The sequence below is a fragment of the Terriglobia bacterium genome (assembly GCA_032252755.1).
In the GTDB taxonomy this organism is placed as follows: domain Bacteria; phylum Acidobacteriota; class Terriglobia; order Terriglobales; family Acidobacteriaceae; genus JAVUPY01.
The window spans coordinates 1-13,048 of sequence record JAVUPY010000087.1 but is presented as its reverse complement, the minus strand read 5'-3'; the positions used below and the strand labels follow the sequence as shown (position 1 = coordinate 13,048).

The following is a 13,048-nucleotide window of genomic DNA, read 5'->3' as shown; positions in this document are numbered from 1 at the left end:
GCCTCGGCGGGATTGTCGAGGATGGCGCGCAGCAGGGTCCGCCTGGTATTGTTCAGGTTGCCCTCGGCGTCGGCCTTCGCAAATCGCTCCTGCAAACGCGAGGAACCATTGCCCTTCGAGTTCTTTGCCGTCTTAGCTGCGGTCTGCAACTTCGCTCTCTTCTTCGTCCTCATGCCGAACCTCGTGCGATTGCGCCGAAAGTCGCTCCGCACTCAAGGTACAGCATGGCCAGACTCTTGCAAAGATTAGAGGCCCGGACTAACTGCAAAGCCCGGGCCTCAGCCTTAGAATTCGAACTTCAAGCCAACCTGTCCTTCGCGGCCGGGAAGAACCTCGGCCACCGCACCAAAAGGAAGCGCAGGAAGGGGTTGATCCGGACGGGTTTGGACAGCAGCAGGATTGGCCGCATTGAACAGGTTGAACATCTCGAAGTACAGGTTCAGCTTGATACGCTCGTTGAAATCAAATCGTTTGCCCACGCGGATGTCCATATTGGTATACGCGGGCGCGTTGAAGGCGTTACGTCCGGGTCGGAGATCGATGCCGGTGAAGAAGCTGTCTCCATCGACATCTATGGAATCGTTGTTCAGGTCCCGGCTGTAAGGAAAACCGCTCTGGACACGGAATATGCTGCTGAACTGGAATTTCCAAGGGAGATCGAGAAGTCCACTGACCTGAAATGTATGGTTCAGCGAAAGCGATGACGGACCCTTGTCCAATGCGGGTCCGTTGTAGAATTTTCCGGCTTGCGGCACCGGGTTCTCATTGCAAGCCCGGAATGGGCCGGATTGGTTTGAACCACCGCAAGGTTGTCCGTTGTAAATGCCATTAGGGACATTGATTGTGCCTGTAGGTTCACTCACGACGGGAACAACCCCGACAAAACTATCCGAGGGCAGCGCTGTGCCGGTGCCGGTGTACTGGATTACATCGTCGGTTGCATTAGCCCACGCATAGCTTGCTTCGAGGGTGAAGCGACGGCTCATTACCTTCCTGCCAGTAACGATCAAGCCATCATACTTTCCTGAGTACCACGGTCCGAAGCTGTTGATAGGGAGCCCCGTCCCGTCCGTCGTGGAGCGACTGTTGTCAAGCCTGGATGCGAACGTCAGGTTTGAAACTCGCAGACCAAGAATGTCCCGCATATCTCGGTGGTAGTAGTCAGCCGAGACTGCAAACGTGGGAGTGAATTCACGCTGAATTCCGATCTGATAGCCTGCCGTGTACGGAACCTTGAAACTTTTGTCGACGATGGTGGGAAGCTGGTAGGCGCCGATCACGTTTCCTGCTCCAAGGTGCCCGAGCAGGTCCCAGCTAAAGTAGCCCTGAGGCTGGCCGATGGCAGCAGAAGCTTGATCGGCAAACTGCTGCGGACTGAGGCCGGTAAGAGACTGCACGTTGGAAATATCGACGACGGCGCCTGCGGGAATTGGGGCATGACCAGGGGCGACAATACCGTTCAGGTGATCGTTGCCGAAGTAGGGAAGGGCGGGGTTGTACGGGCAGCCCCCTCCCCCAATCTGCGTGTCGGTGGCGTTGCTCGCCACGCATGGGACGTTATACCCAACGTACGCGAACAACGGCAGCATGATGGTTGGGTTTCCGTAGAAAAGGCGCGGGAAGGAGAAGTACGTCACTTGCGTGAGGTTAGCTCCGCCGAAATCTGGGATGTCGCGTGCCAAGCCAAGACGGAAGTGATCGTAGAAAAGGCCGTAGCTTGCGCGAATAACAGTTTTCGGGGTGACAGCCCATGCGAAGCCGACCCGGGGTGAGACGTTCCCATTGGTCGGGAACCTTGAGTCACGATCCCAACGGAGACCTGCATTTACGGTCAAGTTCTTAAAGAGCTTAATGTCATCCTGAACAAAGAGACCGTTGTAGATGTTTCGCAGGCGAATCTGCGAATCCTTTGCCGAGGTCGGTGTTGGTGTCTGGAGCAGATACACTCCGGCGCTGTTCGGCCCATATTGCTGGAGATCGCTATCAGTCGTGAACAACTGGTTGGTGAGGAAAGAGGACTCGGTTCCATCGACTACCATGTGCTGAAAATCCCAGCCGAATTTGAAATTATTTCGTCCCCAATGCTTCGCAAGGCTTACGCCAGCGGACGAATACTTCTGATCCATCAATGTGGGAGTACCACCGTACCCAAGGTGCACGGTATCCAAATCTCCGAGCAATGAGCCGGTATCGTAGGAACTGAATCTATAAAGAGAAGTGTATGCGGCACCCGCACCAGGGTTCGCCGCCTGCGTCCGACTGGGCTCACCGCGGTACTGGTAGAAGGCACTGAACAAGTAAGGATCGGCCTGGTTTCCAAGGGTAGCGGTGTCGCTGAATCCGAGGATCAGGTGGCGTGCGTCGAGGTTGTAACGTTGCGATGGCGTGCTGGTGTAGTCGGAGAGTGGAAGATAATTGGTGATCTGTGTGTTGGTCCAGTTGACTTGCTGCGTCAAACGGTGGTTTCCAAGCTGCTCGTCCAGTTTCCCGCGCAGCCGGGTATCGTACGTCTGGTTACGGAAATCGTACTGTTCCTGCTGGGCGATGATGAAGTCCGGGGTGCCGTTCGGATAGACGAAGTTCAGCTGCCGGCTCTCGCGAATGCGTTCCGCCGATCCGTAGAAGAAAATTTTGTCCTTCTTGATGGGACCGCCAAACTGTATGGCAGGATCCCAACGCAGCAGGAAGGGAGCATTGCTCGCCTTGGTATTCGACGTATCGAGCTTGTAATTACGGTGGAAGAACGAAGCGCCACCGTGCCATTGATTCGTACCGCTCTTGCTGATCACGTTGATGACTCCCCCGGACCCGTGACCGAACTCCGCCTTGTAGCCCGCAGTGATCACCTGGAACTCGAGAATGGAGTCTTCGTTGAACTGTGATGCAGCGCCGCCGCTCACCTCGTCGGTATTCGGCATTCCATCGATGAGAAACAGCGTGTTTCCGGCGCGCTCGCCCATTACGGGAGTGGTTGAGTCACTGGATGCATCGTATTGGCTCGCGCTTTTGGCAGTCGCGTTTTGCTTGTTGATGGTCACGCCGGGCACCAACTGCATCAGGTCGAGGTAGTCGCGCCCGTTGATGGGCATGCTTGAAATCTGTGTCGGAGTGATGGTGCCGCCGGTTGACGATGCGGTCGGTTCTAGCAAAGGTGCTGCAGCCTGAACGGTCGTTTCACTGGCTACCGTGGCGACGCGCAAAGTGACGTTCAATGCCACGGTGCGGTTGACCAATAGCTCCAGGTCCGACGACTTCTGCGAAGAAAATCCGCTCTTGCCAATGGTCACGGAATAGTTGCCGGGGGGAAGACCGGCTACGCGGTAGAGACCTGTCGAGTCGGTTGTCGCCTGTCGCGAGACACCTAATGATGGCTCGGCGATCGTGACCTGGGCTCCGACGATGGCGGCGCCCTGTTCATCGGTGACGGTGCCCTGGATCGTCGATGTGGTTTGCGCATACGCCAAGGGCGCAATTAGAAGGAGTGAGAGCGCCAGGGCCAGGCAAAGCGGCCAACCCCGCGCGCTGACGTTGCGATGTCCCAGGAACGCAGGAACCGACGGATTGCTTTTCATAATTCCTCCAGCGCTTGCGTTGCGGCAAGGCGCCACACCTGATGGGGTCCCCTGAGAACTTGCCGGGTCACGCTCTGCCGATAGCGGGACTATCAGCTTGGCCAAGCTGTTTACATCAACTGTTGCGTGTAGTCAACATAAATCATCATTTAATGAATTTTGCGGATTCTGGGCGGTGCTCACCACTTCCCCGGTTTTTGCCCGCAACTCTACTTGGCGGGTTTCGCGCGCTTGAAAACGATGTCGTGGATGTCTTCCTCCAAGGGGAGCGCGACACTATCGATTTCACCGGATGTGGCGGTCTGGAAACGAACCATCAAATCGCCCAATGTTCGCTGCGACTGTGGGACGATGAAGACGTCATAGTTAAAGTGCTCCAGTGGCGCGGACAACCGGTTCAGGGCAATCCTGAGGTGGTCGCCCTCAATGCTTACCGCTACGGTTCCGTAGGCCGGATGCGTATACGTTCCGGTGTAGTCCTTTAGAGGGTGAGAAGGTTGGGTGCCGGGCTTGCGCTCATCGGCGATCTTCTTGCGTTCTGCATTTTCGGCCTCTGTGACTTTAGCGGCAGTTTCGCGGAAGCGGCTGTCCCAATCGACAGGTGGCATTCCCAACACGCGGTCGAAAACGTTTCTCGCAAGGACCTCCGCGGCGGCGCGGTCCAGACGATTGGTGAAGACAACTACCCCGAGGTGGTCGTCGGGCAGCAGGGCCAAAAGGGTATAGAAGCCGTCGATGCCGCCGTTGTGCCAAATGTAGTGATGCCCGCGATACGTCTGTATGACCCATCCCATGCCATAGACCGGGTCGCTCAGTTCGGGATAAGGCGACGGCGCTCCCATCACAATCTGCGGCGACTGGATCGTTTTCAGGTTGGCTTCGGAGACGATCTGTTTGCCGTTGTACTTGCCGCCGGAGAGCAGCATTTCCGCGTAATGCATCATTTCGTCGATGCTGGAGTGAACGCTGCCGGCGGGTCCGATGGCCGCGGTAGAGGCAAATGGAATGCGCTCAACCTTGCCGTCCACCTCATCGTAGGGCAGCGCGTAATCTGGCGACTTCGCGGAATCGGCATCGCTGAAATTAGTAGAGGTCATTTGCAGCGGGTCGAGAATGCTCGTGCGAACCAGTTGCTCCCAGTTGGAGCCAGCGACTTCTCCCGCGAGATAGCCCGCGGTCATGTACCCGAGGTTGTTGTAGTCGAAACGATTGCGGAATCCCTTTCCCATCTCGAGGTATTTGAGGCGATCAAAGATCTGCTTGCGGGTGAAATCCGAGCTGTACCAGAGCATGTCATTACGCGCCAGGCCGGAGCGGTGCAGCAGCAGGTCGCGAATAGTCATACGTTCGCTCGCGACAGGGTCGGCGAGTTCGTAGGAGGGCAGGTACTGGCGAACGCGATCATCCCAATCCAATTTTTTCTGGTCCTTCAGGATGGCCAGCGCGAGGGCGGTGAAGGATTTGCTCGTCGATCCAACAGGAAAGAGCGTCCTCGCCGTGAACGGCAGTTTTTGTTCGAGATCCCTGTATCCGTAGCCTTTCTCCAGTACTACCGTGCCATCGTGAACGATGCCGATACCCAGCCCGGGCACTTTCCATTCAGTCAGAAGTTGGTTGGCGAAGCTGTCGATGCCTTGGAGCTTCGCCGTGTCTGGCTGGCTCTGCTGCGCAATGGATATCGATGAAAAAAACAGTACGATCCCAACGAGTCGTGCTAATTTCACGGTGCGCTCCAATGCAGTACTGGCGAGGATTGCGGACACTTTTACGTGCAGCCGAAACTGTTGTCAATGAAAATTGCACTATTTGATGACAATGCTTGACATTCTGCATCATGTGATGTAAACCGTCATCCCATCCGGCCCTTGTTGTTTTGCAACCCTAACTGCGCTAGTTCGCCGGACGGAATCCCGGCGGAAGGCAAATTTAAGCCGAGAAGACGGCAGCAGGTTCCCGGCCGTTCATTTCCGGCAGGAGGATTCATCCGTGCGCATCATTCCCATCCCAGTGAAACCGTGCTTGATAAAGTCGCTGATCGTCGCCCTCGTGATTACGTTTGCTCTGATGGCGCAAGATCCGGCATCGGCGCAAGGGCCGAAGCCGTCAGTACCCGCGACAAAAAAAGCCGCAGAAACGGCGCCTGCCCCGGAGCCATCGTCGGGAACTCACGAATTGACAGCAAGCGACCTGGGCGCTTTTCTCGACGGCATAGTGCCCCTGCAGTTGCAGCGCGAGGACATCGCGGGTGCGGTGGTGCTGGTGGTGAAGGATGGCAAGGTCCTGTTCGCGAAGGGATACGGGTATGCCGATGTGGCGAAGAAGACCCCCGTGTCGGCGGACGGCACACTCTTCCGCCCGGGTTCCATCTCGAAGCTGTTTACCTGGACGGCGGTGATGCAACTGGTCGAGCAGGGGAAACTCGACCTGGATCGTGATGTAAACGACTATCTCGATTTCAAGATTCCGCCGCGCGATGGAAAGCCGATCACCTTGCGCAACATCATGACTCACACCTCGGGGTTCGAAGAGACGGTGCAGCAGTTGTTCATTTCCGATGTCAAGGACCTGGTACCGCTGGACCAGTACGTAAAAGCGCACCTGCCGAACCGGATATTCGCGCCGGGGACTCTCCCTGCCTACTCGAATTACGCCACCACGCTGGCCGGATACATCGTGCAGCGCGTGTCGGGACAGCCGTTCGACGACTACGTCGAGCAGCACATCTTCAATCCACTGGGGATGAAAGACACCACGTTCCGTCAGCCGTTGCCCGCGGCTCTGGCGCCAATGATGTCGAAGGGCTACAGGTTGGGTTCCGGAAAAGCGAAGCCGTTCGAAGTCGTGCAGGCGTTTCCGGCGGGAAGTGTGTCCACCACTGCCATGGACATGTCGCACTTCATGATCGCTCACCTGCAGGACGGGCAATATGAAGGAGCGCAGATACTGAAACCCGAGACTGCGAAGCTCATGCATTCAGTGGCATTCCAGAACCTGCCCCAGTTGCCTGGCATGTGCCTGGGATTCTACGAAGAGACGCGCAACGGCCATCGCATTATTGGCCATGGTGGCGACACGGAGAATTTTCACTCGGACCTGCATCTCATTCCGGACGCCAACGTTGGATTCTTCATTTCCTACAACAGTGCCGGCAAAGGAGAAAACAGGCCTCGGGAAGCGTTATTCCATGCTTTCCTCGATCGGTACTTCCCATACCAGGTACCAGACCAGCCGGCGCTCGCGACCGCCAAGGCCGATGCAGAAAAGGTGGCAGGCAGCTACATCGTTTCGCGTCGCGGTGATACCACACTGTTTTGGGTTCTCAACGCGATCGGTCAGACGAAAGTAACTGTCAATTCGGATGGAACCATCAGCGCAAGCGGAATGAAGGATCTGAATGGCCAGCCGCAGAAGTTCCGCGAAATTGCGCCGATGGTTTTCCGCGAAGTCGACGGGCAGGACATGCTTGGGTTCAAGCACGATCAGGATTCGGACCGGCAGATCATGGCCATTGATTTTCCGTTCATGGTGTTCGAGAAGGACCACTGGTATGAGACAGGTTCCCTGAACACTTTCATTATCGTCGCATCTCTTTCCGTGTTTGTGCTGACACTCGTGTTCTGGCCCGTGGGCGCGCTCATTCGGCGGCATTACGGACGCAAACTCGAGATTGGCGCTCGCGATCGTCAGATGCGTCTGCTGGTTCGACTCGTTTGTATTCTGGACCTCGCAATGGTCCTTGGGTTTGTCACCTTCTTCTCGATGGCGATGAAGGACATCGGGATGATGAGTCCCAGCTACAACGGCTGGTTGCGCCTGATCCAGTTGTGCGGATGGCTTGGCGTGATTGGAACCCTGGTGGCGATTTACAACGCGCTTCGGTCGTGGAGCACTCCTGGCCGCTGGTTGTGGAGCAAACTCGGCGACGCGGTAATTGCACTGGCATGCGTCGGATTCGCCTGGTACGCGTTGTTCTGGAATCTGCTGAACCTGAGCTTGAAGTACTAACGGAGGAGAGGTACTCATCGCAGCGCTGTTGTCTGAGTCGTGAAGGAGAACCTATGAACATGTCACGAAAGGGTTTTCTGAAGACGTTAGGCTGTGCCGCTGTTTCCGGCGGGTTTCTCGGCCGTGTGTCGCAGGTCATGGCGGCGACGCAGGAAAAGGTGAAGATCCCTGTGCGCGCGACTCGCATTCGCGATGTCGAGGTCTTTCCATACACCATCAAGACGAAAACCGTCATTAGGATCTCACTGGGCAACGAAGAGACTTCGGAAGGCTTTTTCGTCCGGGTGCGGACAGAAGATGGCGTCGTTGGTTACGGCGAAGGATCGCCGTTCACGCCGATCACGGCCGAGACGCAGCAATCGGCCGTGGTGATGGCAAAGGCGCTGGGCGAAAAGCTCAAGGGCCGCGACCCGTTCGAGATAGCACGTCTGGTATCGGACATGGATGCCTTTGCCCCGGCTAATCCTAGTTCCAAAGCTGCGCTTGAAATGGCGGTGTGGGACATCTGCGGAAAACTCACCGGACAGCCGGTTTGCTGCATGCTGGGACGCTTCAGGAGCCAGTTCGATACCGACAAGACGGTTTTTCTGGAACCACCGGAGGTGATGGCTGAGTCGGCGCGACAGGTGGTGCGCGACGGCTTCAAGACGGTGAAGTTGAAGGTAGGTGAGTCGCCGGAGATGGACACGGCGAGACTTCGCGCGGTCCGCGAAGCAGTCGGGCCCGATATCAATATTCGCGTTGACGCCAACCAGGGGTGGACCCCTGCCGATGCCGTGCGCTCACTTCGGCAGATTGAGAAATACCGGGTTCAGTTTGCAGAACAGCCCGTCGCCTCGTGGGATTGGGAAGGAATGAAGTTCGTTCGCGACAATGCGCCCATCCCGGTCATGGCCGACGAGAGTGTCCACGTGGAGCACGACGCAGTTGAAGGCGTGCGGCGGGGAGCCATCGACATGATCAATATCAAGCTCATGAAATCCGGCGGGATTCTGCACGGAGCACGAATCGCCAGCGTTGCGGAAGCCGCTAACCTGCAGTGCATGGTTGGTTGCATGGACGAAACGAAGCTGGGTCTGACAGCGGCGGCCCACCTGGTCTGCTCGCAGAAGACAATTGTGTACGCCGACCTCGATGCATTTTTGTTCCTGGTGGACGACCCGGTGATCGGTGGCTTTACGGTGAAGGATGGCAACGTAATCATGCCGCAGGCTCCGGGTCTAGGATTGGACCTCGACCCTGGATATCTGTCCAAGTTGCACGTTGCCTGAAATACTCTCCCCCTATCGCGCTCGTTGTGAAAGCAACGGGCGCGTTTTTTATCTCTTTGCACTAATATGGCAGTTCCTTTGTGGGGTGTCAGCCGGATCCCCGGCTCTCTAAACTGAATGAATACATCGCTGCCACGAACGCTCACGTTTCGCGATCTCGTCCTGCTGATTGTTGGAACTGTCATCGGCTCGGGAATTTTCCTTGTGCCCGGACCTGTCCTGCGTGATGTGCAGCAACACGTCGGCCTCGCCCTGCTGGTGTGGATCGTCGGCGGCGTGTTGTCGCTGTTGGGAGCGCTGACCTACGGCGAACTTGGCGCCATGAAACCGCAGGCTGGCGGCCTGTACGTCTACATTCGCGACACGTTCGGACGGCCGATGGCATTCATTTACGGCTGGGCACTGTTCTTCATGATCAGTAGCGGGTCGGTTGCAACGCTCGCGGTTGCGTTCGGCACTTACCTTGGACAAATCGTGTTGCTGACGGCCTTTGAAGCCAAACTGATCGCGGTTGGCATGATCGGCGTGGTTGCCGCAGTCAATGTGCTTGGCACTCGCAAGAGCGCAAACCTCCAGAACGTGGCGACGGCAATCAAGGTCGTTGCGATTCTCGCAATGTCGGCGGTACTGCTCTTGTCGCATAGAAGCGTGCCTTCTGAACCGGTGCTTGAGACGGGTGGGTCGCTGATGTCCGGGTTCGGACTGGCGATGATCAGTGTTCTGTGGGCCTATGAGGGGTGGCAGTATTGCACGTTCAGCGCCGGAGAAACGGTAGACCCGCAGCGCAGCTTCCCGCGCGCGTTCCTCGTTGGCTCGATCTCGTTGATTGTCATCTATGTCGTCGCCAATTTAGGCTATGTCACCGCCCTGGGAAGCGCGGGTGCGGCGGCGTCGAACAGCGTCGCGGCCGAGGCGATACGCGTTGTGCTGGGGCCGTTCTTTGGCAAGCTGATCGCGGTTGCGATTCTCGTTTCTATCTTCAGTGCGGCAAATGGCCTGACGCTCACCTCGCCGCGCGTGTATTACGCGATGGCGAACGATGGGGTTTTTTTCCGGAAACTGGCGGAGGTCCATCCGCGGTTTCGTACGCCCGCACTCGCGGTTGTGGCAGGATCGGCCTGGGCTGCCGTGCTGGCGGCGAGCGGCACGTTTGAACAGTTGCTCACGTACGTTGTCTTCACTGGCTGGATCTTTTATGGTCTCGGCGCGGCGGCGGTATTTGTTTACCGACGGCGCGAACCGGATACTCCGCGTCCGTACCGTGTTCCCGGCTATCCCTTTACGCCGTTGCTATTCGTGATCGCGGCTGCGGCGCTCGTGTTGAATACGGTCGTCGCGGAACCCCGGCGGGCCTTGGTCGGACTGGTACTCGTGATTACCGGGGTTCCCGTGTACCTGATTTGGCAACGTCGCGGTGCCCCCTCAAAAGCGCTCAGCGCGCCTCGGGCCTAACTCCGGCGGCGAATGCAGCAGTTGCGCGCCATGTGCGTTCGCGAACTGTGAATTGCTGAATGCGCTCACGACAAACGGCAAATCCCAGGCCGGAAATCTGAGGGACGGCAATCGTGCCGCGCGAACTCACGACCACTTCCGGTTCGATGATGTCCTCTTCCCAGTAGCGCGCACTCGCCGAAACATCTCCGGGAAGGACGAACCCCGGCAAGGAGGACATGGCAACGTTGTGGGCGCGGCCGATGCCCGATTCCAGCATCCCGCCACACCACACAGGAATTGAGTTGTCGAGACAGACATCGTGTACGGCTCGTGCTTCTGAGTGGCCACTGACGCGTCCCAGCTTGATATTGATAACGCGACAAGCGCCCAACTCGATCGCCGCGCGCGCGTGGCGAGAGTTGTGAATGCACTCGTCGAGGCAGATTGGAGTCTTCACCGCCCGCTGCAACTGCGCGTGCAGGTAAATGTCGTCCCAATTGAGAGGCTGCTCGATCATCATCAGGTTGAATTCATCGAGTTGCTGCAGTAGCGGCGCGTCTGCTGGGCGGTACGCAGAGTTTGCGTCGACCATGAGGAGAGTGTCGGGGAACTGCGCGCGCACTCGGCGGACGACCTCGATATCCATGCCGGGCTTGATCTTCAGCTTGATGCGCTGGTATCCGGCCGCGAGTTCTTTCTCGATATTGTTTAACAGGACTGCAGTGTCCGACTGGATGCCAAGGGAGACGCCGGAGGCGATTTCCGTGCGAGTGCCGCCGAGCAACTTGCTGAGAGGCATCCCCAGTTCCTGCGCCTCGATGTCCCAAAGCGCGTTCTCGAGCCCTGCGCGAGCCATCTCATTGCCGCGAATGGCGGATACGAGACCGGGAATCTCCGACGCATGATCGACGGTTTTGCCGAGTGTCATTGGAACGATGTAATCGGAGAAGATATGCCACGCCGTCTCGGTGGTCTCCGCGTTATAGAACGGTTCCTCCTGGGTGGTGATTTCGGCCCAGCCCCTGAGACCATCCGCGCCGACCTCGACCAGAAGCACCCGTCGTTCGAATGTCGTCCCGAAGCTGGTTTCGAACGGAGCTTTCAGCTTCATCTTCAGTTCGCGTAGCGCGATGAAGTCGATCTTCATAGGTCCCCCCAGGTGTTTTCGTCCAGACGGTTTACAACAGATGATGCATGAAGTCAAGAAGTGTCATTATATGATGATTTCATGATTGACAGGAAGTCCTAGTGACTACAAGCTAAACGGCAACATGGGTAGTCAGAGTCGATACACGGAACGAAAACTCAGAACTCAGGCGTGACCGTCCCAGTGCTGCCGCAATGTGAGAAATAGTTTCGCCCTGAGAAGGTAGGGATAAGGTTGGTGAGCGCGGTAGGAATCGAATCCGCGTTCATACGTAATTTCAAGTACTTGCGGAGCACGGACGGCACTCGAAGTACGCGAAAAACGCCAATCGTTCGGCGTAATGGATTGTAGCTGGATTGCAGCGAATGGCGGTCCCCATCTCCAGCAACTCTGGATGGATTACGGTATGACGATATATCAACAGCTATCCGCATCGGAGGCAGGTTCGAGGTGCGCAATGCCCTCGAAGCGTGTCCAGTATGCCTTGGGGTCAGTACCATTGGCGCCGCTATGGCCGAACCCTTCATCGTCCACCCAATCGATGTCTATCAACTGCGTCACACCGTCCGTGAAAGTAACTCGCATCCGTTTGCTGACGTTTGCACGTAGTAGTTGCACCGCAGTATCCATGGGCATTGCAGGAAGCACATCATCAGCGCGATTGCCCTTACGGGGTTTCAGCATATGACTTGATTCTACCCCTTCGAAGAACGCCCCTTGACGATAGTTGGCGCGAACAGGCCATCTCACTCATTAACTAATCTAATGGAGCGGTGAACTACATAAGGTGAAAATGCCATTCTTCAGCCCCCTGGCAACTCATTTTCCGCCAACTCGGATGGGCCATACCGAGACTGCGAGTTTCGCCAGCCTACTTTGCCGCTCAGAAATCTCGTCAGGGCCCCAGTGCTTCTTCCCGCCGGCTTCCTGGGTCAGAACAAAGTCTGAAGCCGACAATGCTTCACTCTTCCTCGGTGAGTAGTCCGCAGAGCCCAACTGTGCGTTCTTGCTAGCTTGCATAAGAACGATATTGCCCAACCTGAATACCCATTCTCCAAGAGGCTTGCGCGCCTCTTTCAGGCTTTTGGGTAATATATGTTCTAGGTTGACGCCACCACGTTTTGAAACATCCCAATGCGGATCATCCTTCTGATTCGGGGTCCGGACATGTTGCTCGAGTGTTATCAAGTAGTACTTCGCCAGGTAGGCCTTTGACACGTCAGCGGTGGCGAACGCTGCTTCGAATTGCGCGTCTGTTGGAACGTAAGGACTGAACTTCTCGGTCATCTCCGCGATAGTTTTAATCTCACCCTTGTTGAGGGCGCGCGCAACTTCGCCATACTTCTCTTCCAGCGACCCGCTACCAAGGCGCCCCGAGATCAGCAACCGTACAGACCAGTTCAACACGGTCTTAAGGACCTTCTCCAATTGTTGAGGTTGATCCTTGAACCTCTGAACTGCAGCCAACAGGAGAGGTCGGCCTTGCGTGACGCGTATGAAGTGAAGCATCTCCAAATGATATTTGAGAGATTCTGGGTATCGATTCCACAACTCATCAGATGGGTTTAGCACCGCTGCATAGTGGGCAGCGTTCACCGTGAAGCTATCCAACAGCTGAA

At 56.7% G+C, this 13,048-nt stretch carries 8 protein-coding genes; 3 read left to right on the top strand and 5 right to left on the bottom strand.

The window, feature by feature from the left end; genetic code table 11:
- Positions 1-284 precede the first annotated feature (284 nt).
- Both ROO76_21465 and ROO76_21460 read right to left on the bottom strand, forming a co-directional pair.
- Positions 285-3,572, bottom strand: a complete 3,288-nt coding sequence (locus ROO76_21465) for a TonB-dependent receptor (protein MDT8070738.1) — start codon at positions 3,570-3,572, stop codon at positions 285-287.
- 209 nt (positions 3,573-3,781) lie between these two features.
- On the bottom strand, positions 3,782-5,296 hold the full coding sequence (locus ROO76_21460; protein MDT8070737.1) for a serine hydrolase: 1,515 nt from the start codon (positions 5,294-5,296) through the stop codon (positions 3,782-3,784).
- Positions 5,297-5,558: 262 nt separating this feature from the next.
- Here ROO76_21460 and ROO76_21455 point away from each other — a divergent pair, with 262 nt between their 5' ends.
- From ROO76_21455 to ROO76_21445, 3 genes are all read left to right on the top strand, one after another.
- Positions 5,559-7,577, top strand: coding sequence for a serine hydrolase domain-containing protein (locus ROO76_21455; protein ID MDT8070736.1), 2,019 nt, complete (start codon positions 5,559-5,561; stop codon positions 7,575-7,577).
- A gap of 53 nt (positions 7,578-7,630) precedes the next feature.
- Positions 7,631-8,848, top strand: a complete 1,218-nt coding sequence (locus tag ROO76_21450) for a dipeptide epimerase (GenBank protein ID MDT8070735.1) — start codon at positions 7,631-7,633, stop codon at positions 8,846-8,848.
- 117 nt (positions 8,849-8,965) lie between these two features.
- Complete coding sequence (locus ROO76_21445) at positions 8,966-10,300, top strand: amino acid permease (GenBank protein ID MDT8070734.1); 1,335 nt, start codon at positions 8,966-8,968, stop codon at positions 10,298-10,300.
- Here ROO76_21445 and menC read toward each other — a convergent pair.
- The 3 genes from menC to ROO76_21430 form a co-directional block, all read right to left on the bottom strand.
- A complete protein-coding gene (menC, locus tag ROO76_21440) occupies positions 10,281-11,429 on the bottom strand; it encodes an o-succinylbenzoate synthase (GenBank protein ID MDT8070733.1) in 1,149 nt (382 codons plus the stop codon). The genes ROO76_21445 and menC overlap by 20 nt on opposite strands.
- A gap of 417 nt (positions 11,430-11,846) precedes the next feature.
- Positions 11,847-12,113: a hypothetical protein gene (locus ROO76_21435; GenBank protein ID MDT8070732.1), complete on the bottom strand. Its 267-nt coding sequence runs from the start codon at positions 12,111-12,113 to the stop codon at positions 11,847-11,849.
- Positions 12,114-12,248: 135 nt separating this feature from the next.
- Positions 12,249-13,048: HNH endonuclease family protein (locus ROO76_21430; GenBank protein ID MDT8070731.1), on the bottom strand; the 800-nt coding region annotated here is incomplete at its 5' end.